The following is a 19,122-nucleotide window of genomic DNA, read 5'->3' on the forward strand; positions in this document are numbered from 1 at the left end:
GGATCGGGGACGAGAGTCTAGGAACGGCCGACTACTCCGTCCAGCCTGTGAAGAGAGGATTTTCCACGGGGAACACGGGGTGCACGAGGGAGGAATTGGAACGACGCACTGGAGGCGTCTGACAACTCCGGTTTCAGTCATCCACGAGCTGCTGCCCCGGAAAGAGCGTCTCATTGAAGCCGAAGTTGCGCAGGTCGCGGATGCGCATCGGATAGAGGATTCCGAGCAGATGATCGACTTCGTGCTGTACGACGCGCGCGTGAAAGTCCGTCACCGTGCGGTCGATCGGCTTGCCGTACTGGTCGAACCCCCGATACCGCAGCTGCTTGTGACGTGGGACGAGTCCCCTCATGCCCGGAACCGACAGGCAGCCTTCCCAGCCATCCTCCATCGTGTCGCCGATGGGAGCGAGCTCGGGGTTGATGAGTACCGTGTAAGGCACTTCTTCGGCCTGCGGATAGCGAGGGTTCCTGCCCACGCCGAAGATGACCACCTGGAGCGACACACCGATCTGCGGTGCAGCGAGCCCGGCGCCGTTCAACGACGCCATCGTGTCATGCATGTCGACGAGCAGCGCATGCAGCTCGGGGGTGTCGAACTGCTGGACCGGCTGCGCGACCGACAGCAGCACGGGGTCACCCATCTTCAGAACGGGACGAATCATAAAGAAGAAGTAGATAGCGGATAGCGGATGGCGGATAGTTCGGAGACGGGAGGATTGTGTTGTTCGGCTTAATCGCCCGCAAGGCCGCGATCGAACTCCTCACTGAAGCTACTCGGCCACCTATTCACCACTATCCGCCATCCGCTATCCGCTATCTACTTCCATGTCTCTTCATGTTCTAGTTCTCGCTGCAGGGGCTTCGACCCGGCTCGGCCAGCCGAAGCAGTCGGTGAAGCTGGGTGGGCGGCCGGTTCTGCACGGCGTCGTCTCGGCGGCGGTGTCGCTGGCGGGGCATGCGGTGACCGTCGTCCTTGGCGCGCATGCCGCGGAATTGTCACGATTGCTGGCGCATTCTCCGGCTTCCGTGATCGTGAACCGGCACTGGGAAGAAGGGCTGGCGTCGTCCATCCGACATGGGATCGGTGCACTGCCGTCGGCCGCGGACGCGGTACTGATCCTGCTGGGCGATCAGGTCGCGGTGACGGCGGATGATCTCAAGCGGCTGGCGGCGGCGTGGAAAGAGCAGGACGGGGTCATCGCGGCTGCGACCTACGACCAGCACGTCGGCGTCCCGGCCATCTTCCCGCGATTGTTCTTCAACGAGCTGGGCGATCTCAGGGGCGATCAAGGGGCGCGGCGCGTCATCGAACGCAACAACTTCCGTCTCGTGCGCGTGCCCATGCCGAATGCGGCCATCGATCTCGACACACCAGAAGACCTGGCAGCGCTGACGCTGCGTTTCAACAAAACAGAAGAGCACAAACTCCAATGAGAGTTCTGATCATCCTCGGCTTGATCGCCATCGTGGTCGCAGTCATCTGGATGCGAGCACGCCGCCGCTGATTCGTCGCGGTGGGCGGAACGCCTACAGCGATGCATTGCTCGCGAGCGCGGCCGAAACTATCCGTCCGCCCGATCGTTATTCTCCTGACCGCGCCTACGAGACCGCGGCGTCAGGAGAATCCTCATGAGTTCAATTTCGGAATGGCTGAGCCATTTCTGGCCGGTACTGATGCTGATCGCGCTGGCCATCGCACTCACCGTCTTCGTATTCCGTCGCCGGCTCTTCGAACGCGGTTATCGCAAGGGAGAGGCAAAGGATCCTTCGCAGGTGAAGCGGGAGAATCCGCCGGATGAGTGGAGCAGGAGTCATTGAGGTAATCCGTCATTCCCGCGTTGCGGGAATGACGAAGGGTTACTCCGCTACCTCCGCCCCTCGCTCCTCCAGCAACGCCCTCAGCACCGACCGATGACACCGAACCTCATCCTGGCAATAACAGCCAACTGAAAAATCCGTCTGATGCGACAGCGCCGCGAGCGCATCCAGCACGCGGGCAACGTCAGGTGATTTCATTTCCGCGCGATAGCGTCGGGTGAAGGCTTTCCAGCTGCGATCGTCCTTGGCACCGAGTGCCTGCTTCAGCAGCGGCTCGCTCGGCGCGAGATTGGGCAACCACACATCGTAGAAGTCGCGCGAAGCGTACTCAGTCTTCGGGACGCCGCGAGGCGGGCGGCGCACGGTGCCGAATCGAATCCCTTCTTTCGTGCGTCGCGGACTTCCGAGTCGAACGATGTGAATGGTCACGAGAAAACTCCGCCGAGAGGTTCGGCGGAGTTTCAGGCTACTGCATGATGACTACAAGCGCGGCGCGACTTCGGCGCTGGCCGCCGCTCGCTGCAGTTCGGGAATCGCGACCTCCGGTCGGGCGCGACGTGTCCGCTGCGAGCGGTAGGCACCGGGCGGCATCTTGCGACGACGACGGAAGGCTTTCGCAAACGCCGTCTCCGACAGGTAGCCGACCTTGCTTGCGATGCGTGCAACTGGCTCACGCGATTCGCGCAACAGCTTCGCCGCGAGATCCATGCGCCAGCGCGTCACATACGCCAGCGGCGGCTGGCCAACGAGATCCATGAACCGCTTTGCGAATGCGGCGCGGGACATCGCAGCCTGGCGGGCCAGCGATTCCACAGTCCACGGCGCTTGCGGCGATTCATGAATCAGCGAGAGTGCCTTGCGGATCTGCGGATCGCGCAACGCTCCCAGCCAGCCTGCAGCACCTTCCGGCTGATCACGCAGCCAGACGCGCAGGATGTAAACGAAGAGCGTGTCGATGAGTCGCGGCAACACGAGCTCCGCACCTGCATCGCGACGAGTTGCTTCGAGCGACAGCAGCCTGAGCAGCAACTGCAGCTCTACATCTTCCTCCGCGCGACTGGCGCGCAGCACGATCAATGAAGGCAGCAGCGACAGCAACGGATGCGCGCCTTCCGGCGAGAAGCCGTCAGTCGAGAAGCTGTAGCCCGCGCACTGAATCACTGTCGATTCCGCGCCTTCGGCGCGACCGCGCAGCGATGGCACAACGTTGTTGTGAGCGCGTGCAATGGCTTGTGCAACAGGCTCCGGCTCGCGAGGCTCACGCTCCGAAGACAGAACGTGTTTGCGTCCGCCGGCGAGCAGAACGATGTCGCCGGTATTCAGCCGAACAGGCTCTTCATCACCGACGCGCAGCCACGCTGTGCCGCGTCTGACGATGTGGACGGCCGATTCTTTCGGCGCGTCGATCAGAATCGCCCAGGGAGCAACGAACTCGCGCGAACCGAGCGTGCTCGTGGCAAGGCTCGTAACACTCAATACATTCGAAAGTACGTCCATGGCTTGAACCGTCGTTTGAGGGGCCGTGGGAAAAGGGTCCGTGAGAGGACGGTCATAGCCTACGCTTCGCGCACGGGAGGCTGTCCAGAGCAGAAAGGATGCGCTGTAGAAATTGATTGTTGCAGCCATTTCATCAATCGGTCGAACGTCGTTTTTTTGCAGACGAACGGCGCATGGTTCGAGCGTCCCGAACATGTCGCCAACCCTGCGCGCCGACTACTGTTGCCTCGTCAAAAAGCAACCGCCGGCACGAGGTCCGACCCATGAAGCTCTACTACTCGCCGGGAGCCTGTTCGCTGGCTCCGCACATTGCGCTGATCGAAGCGGGTCTCGAATTCGACAGGGAGCAGGTCGATCTGCGTGCACATCGGACGGCTTCCGGATCGGAGCTCGGGCAGGTTCACGGCAAGAACTACGTTCCCATTCTGGAGCTCGACAACGGTGAGTGTCTGACGGAAGGGCCGGTCATCCTTCAGTACATCGCCGACCTGCAGCCGGACGCCGGGCTGATCTTCCGGCCCGGGACGATGGCGCGATATCGGGTGCAGGAATGGCTGTGCTTCGTCGCGAGTGAATTGCACAAACCGTTCATTCCACTGCTGACCCGGGATCGCTCGTCGTCGGACTGGCAGCAATGGGCGACGGCCACGCTGGGCCGGCGCTTCGAATGGATCAGCGGTCAGCTCTGGGAACGGCCGTGGGTGGCCGGCGATCACTACACCGTTGCGGACACGTATCTGTTCGTCGTGACCCGCTGGAGCGCGGCGGTGGGAATCGATCTGTCGCCGTGGCCGATCCTGCGGGACTACCAGGCGCGGATCGCGAATCGGCCGGGGGTGGTGGAAGCGATGAAGGCGGAGGGGCTGGTTCAAGCGGCGGCGGCGTGAATTCCGTCACTCCCGCGCGGCTCTGTCACTCCCGCGTACGCGGGAGTCCATCTGCATTTAAGACATGGATTCCCGCTTTCGCGGGAATGACACCGCTCGTGTCTTGCTGTGGGTCCGGCTTCAGCCGGACGTCATCGCGATAGCGAAAGAGGCCTTCGGCCTGACGTCCCACTGAAGTGGGACCCACAGGTTCAGCGCCGCGTCACCGCCACATCGAGTTTTTCCAGCGCCTCGAGCAGCAACGGTTCGGTGTAGGGCTTCGCCAGAATTGCGACCGCGCCGTCATTCGCAAACCGGTCCCGCAGTTCCCGCTCGCTGCGGCCGCTGGCGATCACGATCGGCAGTTTCACATTCAGCCCGCGCAACTCCGCGGCAATTTCGTCGCCAGGGCGGTCCGGCAAACCGAGGTCGATCACGGCGGCGCTCAGATCGCTGGCCCGTGCGTGGTAGTGCTTCAGGGCTTCGGCGCCGCTGGCGGCCTGGACAACTTCGAAGCCGGCTTCCTCGAGGACATCGACGGCGAACATCCGGACTAGTACTTCGTCCTCGACGATGAGCACGCAGCGCACCGGCGCGCTGGAAGGGTCGTCTGCCATAGGTTCCTTGGTTGTTCTCTGCGCGGGTTCTTGCCGCTGCCGCTGTTAGTAATCCGTCCCACGTCGAGCATGGGTGCACGCGAATTACGCCACAACGGCGGCAACCCCGCACGTCAGATATTCACCGTCTGTTATCGGTAAAGAACGCACAGCGGCGCGCCGGCGTTCCCTCCACAGGCCATTGAACGGAATACGAGAATTCTTCCAACGTAATGGAACCGCTGACAGTTCCCAGCCGTTGTCCCCGCTACGCTGGAGTCTGTAGCGAGTTCGGGTCCGGAGGGGGACTCGCACGAGAGCAAGCTCTGAGGCCGCAGCAAAAGAGACTGAAAATCCAAGCGGGAGATCAACGTGGTCCTGGCAGCGAACGATGCGGCGAATCTGCAGCGCCGCGACATTCTCAAGGCGTTGCGGGCACTCAAGCGAGGCGATTTTTCGGTCCGGCTGCCGGATGACCTGTCCGACATCGATGGTGAAATTGCCAGTACATTCAATGAGGTAGTCGAGCTCAACGACTCGATGGCGCGGGAGTTCGAGCGCCTGAGCGCCATGGTCGGCCGCGACGGCAAACTGTCCGAACGCGCCAAGCTTCACGGTGCGACCGGGAGCTGGGCGAACTGCGTCGACTCCATCAACGGCCTCGTGAGCGACATGGCGTTCCCGCTCTCCGAAGTCGCGCGCGTGATCGGCGCGGTCGCGAAAGGCAATCTCTCCCAGGCCGTCAATCTCGAGATCGACGGCCGTCCGATGCGCGGCGAGTACCTGCGCATCAGTACCGTCGTGAACACGATGGTCGACCAGCTCAATTCCTTCGCTTCCGAAGTGACGCGCGTGGCGCGCGAAGTGGGTACCGAGGGCAAGCTCGGCGGTCAGGCGAACGTGCGCGGCGTGGCCGGCACCTGGAAGGACCTGACCGATAGCGTGAACCACATGGCCGCCAACCTCACCGGCCAGGTCCGAAACATCGCCGAAGTGACGACGGCCGTGGCGAGCGGGAACCTGTCGAAGAAGATCACGGTCGACGTCAAAGGCGAAATTCTCGAGCTGAAGAACACCATCAACACGATGGTGGACCAGCTCAACTCGTTCGCCTCCGAAGTGACACGCGTGGCGCGCGAAGTGGGTACCGAAGGCAAGCTCGGTGGTCAGGCAAAGGTGGAAGGCGTCGGTGGTACGTGGAAGGACCTCACCGACAACGTGAACCTGATGGCTGCGAACCTCACCGGCCAGGTCCGAAACATCGCTGAAGTGACGACGGCCGTGGCGAGCGGCAACCTGTCGAAAAAGATCACGGTCGACGTCAAAGGCGAAATTCTCGAGTTGAAGAACACCATCAACGTGATGGTGGACCAGCTCAACTCGTTCGCCTCCGAAGTGACGCGCGTGGCGCGCGAAGTGGGTACCGAAGGCAAGCTCGGCGGTCAGGCGCGAGTGGAGGGTGTAGCCGGTACCTGGAAGGACCTCACCGACAACGTGAACCTGATGGCTGCGAACCTCACCGGTCAGGTCCGCAACATTGCCGACGTCACCACGGCCGTGGCGAGCGGCAACCTGTCGAAGAAGATCACGGTCGACGTCAAAGGCGAAATTCTCGAGCTGAAGAACACCATCAACACGATGGTGGACCAGCTCAACTCGTTCGCCTCCGAAGTGACACGCGTGGCGCGCGAAGTGGGCACCGAAGGCAAGCTCGGTGGCCAGGCAAACGTGAAGGGCGTGGCCGGTACGTGGAAGGACCTCACGGATAACGTGAACCTGATGGCCGCGAACCTGACGGGCCAGGTCCGCAACATCGCTGACGTCACCACCGCCGTCGCCAGCGGCAATCTGTCGAAGAAGGTGACCGTCGACGTCAAAGGCGAAATTCTCGAGCTGAAGAACACCGTCAACGTGATGGTGGACCAGCTCAACTCGTTCGCGTCCGAAGTGACGCGCGTGGCGCGCGAAGTGGGTACCGAAGGCAAGCTGGGCGGACAGGCGCGAGTGGAAGGTGTAGGCGGTACCTGGAAGGACCTCACCGACAACGTGAACCTCATGGCTGCCAACCTCACCGGCCAGGTGCGTGGCATCGCAGAGGTCGTGACCGGCGTCGCGAACGGCGACCTGACCCGCAAGCTGGTCGTGGAAGCGAAGGGCGAAATCGCGGCGCTCGCCAACACCATCAACGGCATGATCGGCACGCTCGCAACGTTCGCCGACCAGGTGACGAACGTCGCTCGCGAAGTGGGTACTGAGGGCGCGCTCGGCGGCCAGGCCAGCGTGCCAGGCGCGGCAGGCTTGTGGCGCGACCTGACTGATAACGTGAATCAGCTCGCCGCGAACCTCACCACACAGGTGCGCGCCATCGCGGAAGTCGCGACGGCAGTGACGAAGGGCGATCTCACACGGTTCATCACGGTGGAAGCCTCGGGCGAAGTGGCCGCGCTCAAGGACAACATCAACGAGATGATCCGGAATCTCAAGGACACCACGCAGAAGAACACCGAGCAGGACTGGCTGAAGACCAACATCGCCCGCTTCACCCGCCTGCTGCAGGGCCAGCGCGATATCCGTCACGTGTCGAACCTGATCCTGTCGCAGCTGGTTCCGCTTGTGAATGCGCAGCAGGCGCTGTTCTATCTGACCAGGCCGACCGAGCAAGGCACGGTGCTGGAGCTCGTTGCAAGTTACGCGGCTCCGCATCGTCCCCGTCCACCCCAGCGCCTGCATCTCGGCGACGGGCTGATCGGGCAATGCGCGGTCGAGAAGCGCAGCATGCTGCTGAACGATGCGCCGCACGCCTACATGCACATCAGTTCGGGTCTCGGTCACTCGAAGCCGATCAGCCTCATCGTGTTGCCAGCCTTGTTCGAAGGCGAGGTGAAAGCTGTCCTCGAACTCGGCTCATTCGAGCGCTTCAGCACGATCCACACGCTGTTCCTCGATCAGCTGATGGAAAGCATCGGTATCGTGCTCAACACGCTGGCCGCGAACATGCAGACGGAAGCGCTCCTCGCCCAGTCGCAGCTGCTCACGCGCGAGCTGCAGAGCCAGCAGGACGAGCTCAAGAACACCAACGATCGTCTCGAGCAGCAGGCGACCACGCTGCAGCGCTCGGAAGACATGCTGCGTTCGCAACAGGAAGAGCTGCGGGCCAAGAACGAAGAGCTGGTGGAAAAGGCGAACCTGCTGTCGTGGCAGAACAAGCAGGTGGAAGCGAAGAACCAGGAAGTCGAGCGCGCGAAGGAGCTGCTGGAAGAGAAAGCCGAACAGCTCGCGCTCACCTCGAAGTACAAGTCAGAGTTCCTTGCGAACATGTCGCATGAACTGCGCACGCCGCTCAACAGCCTGCTGATCCTCTCGAAGCTGCTCGCCGACAACGCCGATTCAAACCTGACCGGCAAGCAGATCGAGTTCGCGCAGACGATCAATCGCGCCGGCACCGAACTGCTCGCGCTGATCAACGACATTCTCGACCTGTCGAAGATCGAGTCCGGCACAGTCACGCTCGACGTCGGCACCGTGGAGTTCGCGGAAGTCGTCGACAACCTGCAGCGCGGCTTCGAGCAGATCGCCAGCAACCGAAAGCTGAGCTTCCGCATCGAGATCGACTCGACGCTCCCGCCCGCAATGACGACGGACGAGAAGCGCCTGCAGCAGATTCTCAAGAACCTGCTCTCGAACGCGTTCAAGTTCACGCACGAAGGCGGCGTCGAGCTCTCGATCCAACGCGCCCGCTCGGGGTGGAACCCGGCGAATTCCGTGCTCAGCAACGCATCGGCGGTCGTTGCCTATTCGGTAACCGATACCGGCATCGGCATCCCGAGCGACAAGCTGCGCGTGATCTTCGAAGCCTTCCAGCAGGCGGACGGAACGACCAGCCGCAAATACGGCGGCACGGGCCTCGGTCTGTCGATCAGCCGCGAGATCTGCCGCATGCTCGGCGGCGAAATCACTGTCGCGTCGACCCCCAACCATGGCAGCTCCTTCACCTTGTACCTGCCGCTGATGTTCGATATGGCCTGGAAGCCCGCCACGCACGTCGTGCACTCGCAGCCGGCGCCCGTAGTGCAGCCCGTTGCGATCGCCGATTCCGCGCCGCTGCTGATTGCCGCGGAGCTGACGGACGATCGACAGAGCATCGCGCAGGGCGACCCGGTGCTGCTCATCATCGAAGACGACGTGAAGTTCGCGCAGATCCTGGTCGATCTGGCGCACGACCGCGGCTTCAAGGCCGTGGTGTCGTCGACAGGAAGCGGCGCGTTGCCGCTGGTGCGCCGATTCAATCCGTCACTCATTACGCTCGACATCCGTCTGCCCGACATGGATGGTTGGCGCCTGCTCGACATTCTCAAGCGCACCGCGGAAACGCGGCACATCCCCATCCACATCATCTCGGTCCAGGATCCGCGCGAACGCGGTACGCAGATGGGTGCGTTCTCGGTGCTCGAGAAGCCGGTCGATCGGGCAATGCTGCAGCAGGCGCTGGGCAGGACCGAAGAATTCCTGGCGCGTCCGACCAAGGAGCTGCTGCTGATCGAGGACGACGACCTGCAATACAGCGAGATCGCCAAGCTGATCGGCAACGGTGACGTCCAGCTCACGCGGGTGTGTACGGGACGCGAGGCTCTCGAGGTGCTGCAGACCCGGACTTTCGATTGCGTCGTGCTCGATCTCGTGCTGCCCGACATGGATGGGGTGAGCCTGATCGAAGTGATCCGGCGCGATCCCGCGCAGCGCCTGCCCGTCATCATTCATACCGCGAAGGATCTGAGCCCGGAGGACGAGGCGAAGCTGCGCAAGCTCGCGGAGTCCTTCATCACCAAGGGACCGGAATCTCCGCAGCAGCTCTTCGACGAGACGGCGCTGTTCCTGCACCGCGAAGTCGAGAACATGCCGCCCGAGCAACGGCGCATCATCGAACGGGCGCGGCGGCGCGAACCGGGCCTGGCGGGCCGCAAGGTGCTGATCGTCGACGACGATATCCGCAACATCTTCTCGCTGACCGGCGTGCTCGAGCAGCACGACATCCAGGTGCTGCACGCGGAGAACGGCCGCGATGGCATCGATATGCTCGAAGACGCGCCCGACATCGACATGGTGCTGATGGACGTGATGATGCCGGACATGGATGGCTACGAAACCATGCGCCAGATCCGCTCGCGCGAGCAGTTCCGCAAGCTGCCCATGATCGCGATCACGGCGAAGGCCATGAAGGGTGACCGGGAAAAGTGCATCGAGGCCGGGGCTTCCGAGTATCTGTCGAAGCCCGTGGACGTCGATCAGCTGGTCTCCATGATGCGTGTCTGGTTGCGCCGTGTCTGATCCCGCAACGGCATGAACGCAGATCCAGCGACAACGACGTCGGAGCCCTTGCCGGACGTGCGCCCGGCGCAGCCGACCATCCTGATCGTCGACGACGAGGCGAAGAATCGCTATGCCCTGGTACAGGTGCTCGCGGAGCTCGATGCCAATGTCGTCGAGGTCGCGTCGGGTGAAGACGCACTGCGGTTCCTTCTGCGCGAGGACTGCGCGGTCATCCTGCTCGACGCGAACATGCCCGGCCTCGATGGCTACACGACGGCGGAGCTGATCCGTCATCGCGATCGGTCGCGGCACATCCCGATCATCTTCGTCAGCGCCATCGACAAGACGGATCAGCATGTCCGGCACGCCTATGCGCTCGGCGCGGTCGATTACGTGTTCAAGCCCGTCGATCCGGTGATCCTGCGCTCCAAGGTGTCGGTGCTGGTCGATCTCTTCAAGAAGAGCGCTGAAGCACAGCGCGTGGCGCAGATCGAACGGCTGCTGCTGGAGGAAAATTTCCGCATCCGCCAGGAGAAGCTGGAAGCCGAACGGCAGCTGCGGCAGAGCGAAGTACAGCAGGCGCTCATCCTGCGTTCATTACCGATCGCCGTGTACAGCAGCGACTTGCACGCCGGCCTCGCCGGTCCGCGCTTCATCGGCGAGGACATCGCGAAGCTCCTCGGTTATTCGAGCGCGCAGTTCGGGTCGGAACCGGCGCTGTGGGTGTCGAGAATCCACGAAGAGGACCGGTCGCGCGTCCTGGCCAGTCTGGATGCGATCGTGCACGAAGGCGTGATGAGCAGCGAATACCGATGGCTCTGCGCCGACGGCACGGAACGATTCTTTCTCGATCAGGCAGTGCTCGTCGGTGACGATGCCGAGCAGGGGCGCAGCATCTTCGGCGTCTGTCTCGACGTCACCGAGCGGCGGCAGGCCGAGCAGCAGCTGTTCCAGTCGCAGAAGATGGAAGCGGTCGGTCAGCTCACCGGGGGCATCGCCCACGACTTCAACAACATGCTGACGGTCGTCATCGGCAATCTCGATGCGCTGACCCGCTCGCTCAAGGGGGCGGGCAAGAACTTCGATCGCGTCCAGATGGCGCTGATCGGCGCGCTCAGCTGCGCGGAACTGACGCAGCGACTGCTCGCGTTCGCGCGCCGACAGCCGCTGCAACCAAAGACAGTCAATCTGGGTCAGATCAGCCGCAACGTATCGAAGCTCCTCGGTCGCACGCTCGGCGAAGGCGTCAGCATCGACCTGCTTGCGGATGAGGATCTCTGGCTCGTCCTGGCCGATCCCGCGCAAGTCGAGTCGTCGCTGCTCAACCTTGCTGTGAACGCACGCGACGCGATGACCGACGGCGGCAAGCTGCGTATCGAAGCCCGCAACGTCCGCTTGGAGCGTCATGAGGATGAAGTGCCGCCGGGCGAATTCGTGATGCTGGCGGTGACGGACAACGGTTCAGGCATGACGCGCGAGGTTCTGAGCCGCGCCGTCGAGCCGTTCTTCACGACAAAGAAGATCGGTCACGGCACGGGACTCGGCCTGAGCATGGTATACGGCTTCGCGAAGCAGTCCGGCGGCCACATGCACATCGACAGCGCGCCGGGTCGTGGGACGAGCGTACGGTTGTATCTGCCGCGAGTGATCGGCGCGGCCGCAGCCGACGCCATCGTTACGACACCGCACGCCGATGACTTCTCGGGTCAGGATCGAACGGTGCTGCTGGTCGAGGACGACGCCGGCGTTCGCGCGGTGACGGCGGCGTTGTTACGAGACCGGCAATTCCTGGTAATCGAAGCGGACAATGCCGTGCGCGCGCTCGAGATCATCGATCGCGAACCCGGGATCGACCTGCTCTTTACGGACGTCGTGATGCCGGGCGGGATGGACGGCTTCCAGCTCGGCAAGATGGCCCGCGAACGCCGGCCCGCGCTCCCCGTCCTCTACGCGACGGGCTATGCCGCGTCATTCAGCGCGTCCGAACAGCATGCCGACGTGCTGGCCAAGCCGTACCGGGAGCGCGACCTGCTGACCAAGCTGCGAACGCTGTTACCGCAAGGGGTGGAGGCGGGGGCTGCGGCGTCCTAGATCCCGTCACTCCCGCGCAAGCGGGAGTCCATGCCTTCAGAGAAAGATGGATTCCCGCGTACGCGGGAATGACCAGCAGAAAGCCTTATCCCGCCGCCTTCTCCGGCAGCGCCACGGAGAATTCGAGCACTTCCTGGCCGTCTTCCTTCTCCACGCTGATCTGCACGGCTTCGGGATCGACGTTCACGTACTTGCGGATCACCTCGAGTACCTCGCGCCGCAGCAGCGGCAGGTAGTCGGGTGCGCCACGCGAACTGCGTTCCTGCGCGACGATGATGCGCAGGCGCTCCTTGGCCAGGCTGGCCGTCGGAGGCGTACGACGAAAGAGATCGAGTAGTCCCATGTCAGCCTCCGAACATGCGGGCGAAGAAGCCCTTCTTCGGTTCTTCGAGGAAGCGCAGCGGCAGCGTCTCGCCCAGGAGCCGGCCCACCGAATCGTCGTACGCGCGCGCCACGTCGCTGTCCGGATTCAGGATGACGGGCGTTCCGGCATTGGAGGCCGACAGCACATCGGGCGATTCGGGAACCACGCCGATCACATCCAGCCCCAGGATTTCTTTCACGTCATCGACACTCATCATCTCGCCGATCGCGACGCGCTTCGGGCTGTAGCGCGTGAGGAGGAGATGCTCCTGCACTTTGCTTTCGCCCTTCTCGGCCCGCTGGGTCTTGCTCGCGAGCAGGCCCAGGATCCGGTCGGAGTCACGCACCGAGGAGACTTCCGGGTTCACCACGACGATGGCGCGGTCGGCGTAGTACATCGCGAGATGCGCACCCTTCTCGATACCCGCCGGCGAATCGCAGACGATGTAGTCGAAGCCGTCGGCGATGAGCTCATCGAGCACCCGGCGCACGCCCTCGGTCGTGAGAGCGTCCTTGTCCCGGGTCTGCGAAGCGGCAAGCACGAAGAGCGTCTCGATCCGCTTGTCCTTGATCAGCGCCTGCTTGAGCGTGCAGTCGCCCTGGATCACGTTCACGAAGTCGTACACGACGCGCCGCTCGCAACCCATGATGAGGTCGAGGTTGCGCAGGCCGATGTCGAAATCGATGACGGCAACTTTCTTGCCGCGGCGGGCGAGGCCGCAGGCCACACTGGCCGACGTCGTGGTTTTGCCCACGCCGCCTTTGCCGGACGTGACAACGATGATCTCAGTCAAGGTCTGGGTCTCCTGAAAGACGTTTTGAGAACAAAGAGTTTCACACGGAGTCCACGCAGATCACGGAGGCCGGAGACTCCGTGATCTCCGTGTGAAATCCGGTTCCGGCAAGACATTTAACCGCCGATCCGTTCGAAACGCAGATCGTCGCCATCCAGCCACGCCTGCACCGGCTTGCCGGCCAGCTCCGGGGGAATGGTTTCGAAAACGCGGAAGACGCCGGCGATGGAGACGAGCTCCGCATGGAAGGCCTGGCAGAAGACCCGCGCCGTCACTTCGCCGCGTGCACCGGCCATCGCACGGCCGCGCAGCGTCCCGTAGATGTGGACACAGCCGTCGGCCATGACTTCGGCGCCCGCGCCGACGACGGTCGTCACAATGAGATCGCGATTACGCGCATACACGCGCTGTCCCGAGCGGACCGGCTGGTGCTGCATCAGTGTCGGCAGCGACGGTTCGACGACGGGCGGCGGTGGAGGCGGAGCGATCGATTGAACGGCGGTGGGCCGTTGAGCCGGCGCCTTGCTCTGCGCGCGGAACTGGGTGAGTACGGGCAGATCGAGCGATCGCGCGAGGGTATTGATCGCTTCGGTACCGTCGAAGGCGACGCCGACCGGCAACAGTCCGACCTGGCGGATCGCGTCGAACAGTTCGCGCGCCAGCGCTTCATCCGGCTGGGATTCCAGCGCGCTCAGGTCGAGGCAGGCCGCGGCGCGCTCGAACAATTGCGGCGCGGCGGCGATTCTCGCCGACAATTCATCCTGGATCGCCTTCCTGTCGGTGCTGCGCACGCGCAGCTGAACCAGACCCACCTGACCGAAGCGGACTTCACACGCAGTATCGATTGCGCTGGATACGGCTTTGTTATTCAAGAGCCTGACTTTCTCGGCAGACGTTCTTAAGAGGACGGCGGAAGGCGCAGGTCGCGGCGCGCTGCGCGGAGTGTAGCCGTTGCATGCGCTCGATGCAGGTCCGAATGCGGGAGGGTTTGCGCCCGCCTCGTGCGGCGGATTCCCCTGCAGGATGCGCGAGGTACGCGCCGCTACCGGTGAGCGCGGCAAATCTGATGTAATCGCTGCCCACTTTTCTGCGCAGCTCACCGCCGATGAACAAGCCCCGCACCGCCATTGCGCCCACCCGCGAGGAAAACTACGCCGAGTGGTACCAGCAGGTCATCCGCGCCGCCGATCTCGCCGAGAATTCAGCCGTCCGCGGCTGCATGGTGATCAAGCCCTGGGGCTACGCGCTGTGGGAGAACATGCAGCGCGTCCTCGACGACATGTTCAAGGCGACGGGCCACCAGAACGCCTACTTCCCGCTGTTCATTCCGTTGTCCTTCATGCAGAAGGAGGCAGCGCACGTGGACGGGTTCGCCAAGGAATGCGCAGTCGTCACCCATCACCGGCTCGAAGCCGGCCCGGACGGCAAGCTCGTTCCCGCCGGCGAGCTGGATGAGCCGCTGATCGTCCGGCCGACGTCGGAGACGATCATTGGCGACGCGTTCTCGCGCTGGGTGCAGAGCTATCGCGATCTGCCGCTGCTCATCAACCAGTGGGCGAACGTCGTGCGCTGGGAAATGCGCACGCGCATGTTCCTGCGGACCACCGAGTTCCTCTGGCAGGAGGGTCATACGGCGCACGCAACGCGCGAGGATGCCATCGCTGAAACGATGCGGATGCTCGACGTCTACGCGACATTCGTCGAGGAATGGATGGCGGTGCCCGTGATCAAGGGCGAGAAGACCGCCGGCGAGCGCTTCCCCGGTGCCGACAATACCTACTGCATCGAAGCCATGATGCAGGACCGCAAGGCGTTGCAGGCGGGAACGAGCCACTTCCTCGGCCAGAACTTCGCGAAGGCGAGCGAGATCCAGTTCCTCGATCAGAACGGCACGCGCCAGTACGCGTGGACCACGAGCTGGGGCGTGTCGACGCGCTTGATCGGCAGCCTGATCATGACGCACTCGGATGACGACGGCCTCGTGCTGCCGCCGAAGATCGCGCCTGCCCAGATCGTGATCGTGCCGATCTACCGTTCCGATGACGAACGCCCGCGCGTGATCGAATATTGCCAGCGCGTCGCACAGGAACTGCGTGCGCAGCGTTACGCGGATCGCCCGGTCAGCGTCATCGTCGATGAGCGCGACGAGCGCGGCGGAGAGAAAGTCTGGCAGTGGATCAAGAAGGGTGTGCCGGTGCGGCTCGAGATCGGTCCGCGCGACATGGAAAAGGATTCGCTGTTCGTCGGCCGCCGCGACAAGGGTCACAAGGACAAGCAGAGCATCGCCCGCGGCGAGTTCGTGGCGAACGTCGCCGCGACCCTCCAGTCGATCCAGGATTCCCTGTTCGCCCGTGCCCGCCAGTTCCGCGAACAGCACCTGCAGCGCATCGACACGAAAGAAGAGTTCTACCGCTTCTTCACCGCCCCCCCGGCGCCGGAGAACGCACCGACGCCGATCCATGGCGGCTTCGCCCTGACCCACTTCAGCGGCGACGTCGATCTCGAACGCAGGATCAAGGACGATCTCGGCGTCACCGTCCGCTGCATCCCGCTCGAAAAGAGCGAAGCCGGCACCTGCCCCTTCACGGGCAAGCCGAGCGCGCAGAGGGTGGTTTGGGCGAAGGCATACTGACGGCAAGCGACGAGCGGCGAGCAATGAGCAGCGAGCCAGAAGGGAAGCGGCTTTCTTCTTCCGGCTCGTAGCTCGCAGCTTACCGCTCGTCGGCTCCTCCATGTCCCCTCCCTCCCGCGCCTTCCTCCAGATCCACTTCTGCGTGGTTCTGTGGGGATTCACGGCGATCCTGGGCAAGCTGATCACCCTGCCCGCCGTCACTCTCGTGTGGTGGCGCATGGTTCTGGTCACCGGTGCGCTGCTGCTCATCGGGCGATTCTGGGCGGGACTCAGGCACCTGCCGCGCAAGTTGATCTGGATCTACGCCGGTACCGGCGTCATCGTGGCATTGCACTGGGTTACTTTCTACGAATCAGTGAAGCTCGCGAATGCTTCGGTGGCAGCTACCTGCATGGGGCTCACGCCGGTCTTCGTGGCGTTCGTCGAGCCCTGGATCGCGCGCAGAAAGTTCGATGCACGCGAGCTGATCTTCGGTCTCGCGGTGATTCCGGGCGTGATGCTGGTCGTGGGCGGCACGCCGACCGGGATGCGCACTGGCATCGCGGTGGGGGCAGTCTCGTCTTTTCTCGTCGCTGTCTTCGGTTCGCTGAACAAGCGCTACATCGGCGACAGCGATGCGTTGAGCGTCACGGGTATCGAGATGGGGGCGGGCGCGATTGCGATGACGTTGCTGGTCCCGCTCATCATGGCCGAGAGCCAGGCGTTCGTGCTGCCGTCACAGAGCGATGCGATGTACCTGGTGCTCCTCGCAATCGGCTGCACCTTGCTGCCATTCGCGTTGTCACTCGTCGCGCTGCGCCAGTTGAGCGCCTTCAGCACCGCGCTCGCGATCAACATGGAACCCGTGTACGCGATCGTGCTCGCCATCCTGCTGCTGGGAGAGCAGCGCCAGCTCGATCCGGCGTTCTACCTGGGCGTCGCGATCATCGTCGGCGTCGTGTTCAGCCACCCCCTGTTCGTACGCAGGAAGCCTCCTCCTGTTGCGGTCCCGCCCTGAGAAGGGAGAAGAGTCCCCTCTAGGGCCGACGCTGCAGGAGCTGGTCAACCCGGTCGCGATAAGAACGGCTCAGCTTGATCTCCTGACCATCCTCCAGCGTCAGGAAGTATTCCCCGTTCGTGTGCGGACGCAGGCGGCGGACGCGCTTCACGTTCACGATCGTCGAGCGATGCACGCGCTGGAAGATTTTCGGGTCCAGGATCGCGGCGAGGGATTTCATCGTCTCGCGCAGGACGTAGGTGCGGCCTTCCGCGTGCACGCACATGTAATCGCCGGCTGCGTCGATCCAGTCGATGGTCGCGACATTCAGTCGGACCGTCTCGCTGTCGTCGCGGATCGGCAGGATCTCCGCGTAGCGCTGTTCCTGCACCGGCTCGAGTTGTTCCCGCAGTGTCTGTTCATCGATCGAGCCTGCACCACGCGTGGCGGCGAGCAGGCTCATGAGCTTCTCACGCTGCGCGAGTGCATTGCGCTGGGCCCAGTGTTCGCGCACGCGATCGAGAGCCTGGGCGAAGCGGGCGTCGTTGATGGGTTTGAGCAGATAGTCGAGCGCGTGTGCTTCGAAGGCGTCGAGTGCGTAACGATCGTAGGCCGTGACGAACACGATCATCGGCATCGATTCCTGCGGGACGCGGGCCAGCACGTCGAAACCCGACAGGCCCGGCATCTGGATGTCGAGGAACATGAGATCCGGTTGCTCGGCATCGATGACGCTCAGGGCTTCGCGCCCGTTGACACACTGGGCGATGAGTTCGATGTCCGGGTGACTCTGCAGCCGCAGCTCGATGCCGCGGCGGGCCAGTTCTTCGTCGTCGACTACGATGGCGCGGATGGTTGAACTCATGACGCTCGTCTCGAAAACTGTCTCTCTTTCATAGCGCCGGCGCGAACGCCGGGGCCCGTTCCGCCGGGAACTCCAGCGACACCTTCAGTCCCGGATTCGTGCCCGCGACCGCGACGTGCCCTCGTTCGCCGTATAGCACCTGCAATCGCTCGCGCGTATTACGGATGCCCACGCCGCGGCCATTCGTCAGCCGGCTCGGGTCGACCAGGCCCGGACCATCGTCGCCGACCGACAGTTGCAGGGTGGTGCCATTCACCCGGGCGGACACGCAGATGTGACCACCTTCCTCGCGTGGTGAGATCGCGTACTTGATGGCATTCTCGATCAGCGGCTGCAGCATGAGGCTCGGCATCAGGATGTTCGTCGCTTCCTCGTCGATGTCGTGACGTACCGTCAGGCGCGAGCCGAACCGCATCTTCTCGATGTTGAGATACAGGTTCAGCGCTTCGAGCTCCTGGGCGACGGTGACTTTCTTCATCGGGTCCTGATCCAGCGTGTAGCGCAGGAACTCGGACAGCCCCGAAACCGCGGAGTTGGCGACCGAGTTGCGGTTGTCGATGATCAGGGTGGAGATCGCATTCAGCGTGTTGAACAGGAAATGCGGATTGAGCTGGTAACGCAGCATCTTCAACTGCGCTTCCTGCGCGAGCGCGGAAGCACGCAGCGCGCTCTCGCGCTGCAGCTGCATCGATTCGTAGTACTTGAAGCCGAAGTAGAGCCCCATCCAGCACGCGAACAGGTACGTCGCGGTCATCGCACCGCTCAGGTACTCGTACCAGTGGACCATCGGCCAGTCCGACTCGACATATTTCTCGTAAGCGATGTTGATGATCACGCGCCAGATGAGCGCGGTGCCGTATGCCGCCGCGAGCGCGGAGCTGATGAGAACCGCAGGCGGCTTCGTCCACAGATAGCGGCCGAGATAGCGCAATGGCGCGCTCAGCAGGAACCCGGAGATCGTCGCGACGACGATGACGTTCTGGTACTGCGCCGCTTTGCCATACAGCAGAAAGCCGAGGTACTGCGAGATCGCGTAGCTGCTCCAGCCGATGATGTGCAGCGACCAGAACGCCAGGTCACGATTCTTCTTGAACAAGTGGGCGGTACTCATGACCTGTCCCGGCCAGTCCGGCCTTGTGGATGAAACTGCAGCTTAAGCACTCGCTCTTTCCGCCCCCGACGCCTCGTCGCCCCCGCGGCACGTTTTGTCGCAATGAATGCTATCCGAAACCCGACCGTCATGTCGTTTGCGCTCTTTCTGCAACGTGAGCCTGTAACTATCCCGCTCGCCGTCGTGTCCTGATCCTCGAGAGGC

General features: G+C 63.2%; 16 protein-coding genes. 7 read left to right on the top strand and 9 right to left on the bottom strand.

Going from position 1 to position 19,122, the window contains the following annotated elements; all coding sequences use genetic code 11:
- Positions 1 to 133: 133 nt before the first annotated feature.
- Entirely contained in the window at positions 134 to 664 is a 531-nt protein-coding gene (gene def / locus HNQ60_RS10095; protein ID WP_184331250.1) for a peptide deformylase, read from the bottom strand.
- Positions 665 to 827: 163 nt separating this feature from the next.
- On the opposite strand from def, the gene HNQ60_RS10100 reads away from it, so the two are divergent.
- Both HNQ60_RS10100 and HNQ60_RS10105 read left to right on the top strand, forming a co-directional pair.
- Positions 828 to 1,436: a nucleotidyltransferase family protein gene (locus HNQ60_RS10100; protein WP_184331252.1), complete on the top strand. Its 609-nt coding sequence runs from the start codon at positions 828 to 830 to the stop codon at positions 1,434 to 1,436.
- Positions 1,437 to 1,631: 195 nt separating this feature from the next.
- Complete coding sequence (locus tag HNQ60_RS10105) at positions 1,632 to 1,820, top strand: hypothetical protein (protein WP_184331255.1); 189 nt, start codon at positions 1,632 to 1,634, stop codon at positions 1,818 to 1,820.
- A 39-nt stretch (positions 1,821 to 1,859) separates the two neighbouring features.
- Here the strand turns inward: HNQ60_RS10105 and HNQ60_RS10110 are convergent, their stop codons facing one another.
- Together HNQ60_RS10110 and HNQ60_RS10115 are read right to left on the bottom strand one after the other, a co-directional pair.
- Complete coding sequence (locus HNQ60_RS10110) at positions 1,860 to 2,249, bottom strand: DUF488 domain-containing protein (RefSeq protein WP_184331257.1); 390 nt, start codon at positions 2,247 to 2,249, stop codon at positions 1,860 to 1,862.
- Positions 2,250 to 2,300: 51 nt separating this feature from the next.
- Positions 2,301 to 3,317, bottom strand: coding sequence for an AraC family transcriptional regulator (locus HNQ60_RS10115; RefSeq protein ID WP_184331259.1), 1,017 nt, complete (start codon positions 3,315 to 3,317; stop codon positions 2,301 to 2,303).
- A gap of 263 nt (positions 3,318 to 3,580) precedes the next feature.
- On the opposite strand from HNQ60_RS10115, the gene gstA reads away from it, so the two are divergent.
- The gene (gene gstA, locus HNQ60_RS10120; RefSeq protein WP_184331260.1) at positions 3,581 to 4,204 is read left to right on the top strand and encodes a glutathione transferase GstA; all 624 of its coding nucleotides are present in this window, start codon (positions 3,581 to 3,583) and stop codon (positions 4,202 to 4,204) included.
- Positions 4,205 to 4,395: 191 nt separating this feature from the next.
- Here gstA and HNQ60_RS10125 read toward each other — a convergent pair whose 3' ends face one another.
- On the bottom strand, positions 4,396 to 4,800 hold the full coding sequence (locus HNQ60_RS10125) for a response regulator (protein WP_184331262.1): 405 nt from the start codon (positions 4,798 to 4,800) through the stop codon (positions 4,396 to 4,398).
- Positions 4,801 to 5,151: 351 nt separating this feature from the next.
- On the opposite strand from HNQ60_RS10125, the gene HNQ60_RS10130 reads away from it, so the two are divergent.
- Both HNQ60_RS10130 and HNQ60_RS10135 read left to right on the top strand, forming a co-directional pair.
- On the top strand, positions 5,152 to 10,104 hold the full coding sequence (locus HNQ60_RS10130) for a response regulator (RefSeq protein ID WP_221304118.1): 4,953 nt from the start codon (positions 5,152 to 5,154) through the stop codon (positions 10,102 to 10,104).
- Between the two features lie 12 nt (positions 10,105 to 10,116).
- Positions 10,117 to 12,177 carry a response regulator gene (locus HNQ60_RS10135; RefSeq protein ID WP_184331264.1) on the top strand — a complete coding sequence of 687 codons (2,061 nt, stop codon included), beginning with the start codon at positions 10,117 to 10,119 and terminating at the stop codon, positions 12,175 to 12,177.
- An 85-nt stretch (positions 12,178 to 12,262) separates the two neighbouring features.
- Here HNQ60_RS10135 and minE read toward each other — a convergent pair whose 3' ends face one another.
- From minE to minC, 3 genes are all read right to left on the bottom strand, one after another.
- Positions 12,263 to 12,520 (bottom strand): cell division topological specificity factor MinE, encoded by a 258-nt coding sequence (gene minE, locus HNQ60_RS10140; RefSeq protein WP_184331266.1) that lies wholly within the window; start codon positions 12,518 to 12,520, stop codon positions 12,263 to 12,265.
- A gap of 1 nt (position 12,521) precedes the next feature.
- Positions 12,522 to 13,334 carry a septum site-determining protein MinD gene (gene minD, locus HNQ60_RS10145; protein WP_184331268.1) on the bottom strand — a complete coding sequence of 271 codons (813 nt, stop codon included), beginning with the start codon at positions 13,332 to 13,334 and terminating at the stop codon, positions 12,522 to 12,524.
- 116 nt (positions 13,335 to 13,450) lie between these two features.
- Positions 13,451 to 14,206: a septum site-determining protein MinC gene (minC, locus tag HNQ60_RS10150; protein WP_184331270.1), complete on the bottom strand. Its 756-nt coding sequence runs from the start codon at positions 14,204 to 14,206 to the stop codon at positions 13,451 to 13,453.
- Between the two features lie 233 nt (positions 14,207 to 14,439).
- Between minC and proS the strand changes: the two genes are divergently transcribed.
- Together proS and HNQ60_RS10160 are read left to right on the top strand one after the other, a co-directional pair.
- Positions 14,440 to 15,966, top strand: a complete 1,527-nt coding sequence (gene proS, locus HNQ60_RS10155; RefSeq protein WP_184331272.1) for a proline--tRNA ligase — start codon at positions 14,440 to 14,442, stop codon at positions 15,964 to 15,966.
- A gap of 100 nt (positions 15,967 to 16,066) precedes the next feature.
- Positions 16,067 to 16,963: a DMT family transporter gene (locus tag HNQ60_RS10160; protein WP_184331274.1), complete on the top strand. Its 897-nt coding sequence runs from the start codon at positions 16,067 to 16,069 to the stop codon at positions 16,961 to 16,963.
- 19 nt (positions 16,964 to 16,982) lie between these two features.
- Here the strand turns inward: HNQ60_RS10160 and HNQ60_RS10165 are convergent, their stop codons facing one another.
- Both HNQ60_RS10165 and HNQ60_RS10170 read right to left on the bottom strand, forming a co-directional pair.
- Positions 16,983 to 17,807: a LytR/AlgR family response regulator transcription factor gene (locus tag HNQ60_RS10165; protein WP_184331276.1), complete on the bottom strand. Its 825-nt coding sequence runs from the start codon at positions 17,805 to 17,807 to the stop codon at positions 16,983 to 16,985.
- A gap of 28 nt (positions 17,808 to 17,835) precedes the next feature.
- Positions 17,836 to 18,918, bottom strand: a complete 1,083-nt coding sequence (locus HNQ60_RS10170; RefSeq protein WP_184331278.1) for a sensor histidine kinase — start codon at positions 18,916 to 18,918, stop codon at positions 17,836 to 17,838.
- Positions 18,919 to 19,122: the final 204 nt, after the last annotated feature.

This window comes from Povalibacter uvarum (genome assembly GCF_014202975.1).
Taxonomy (GTDB): Bacteria; Pseudomonadota; Gammaproteobacteria; order Steroidobacterales; family Steroidobacteraceae; genus Steroidobacter; species Steroidobacter uvarum.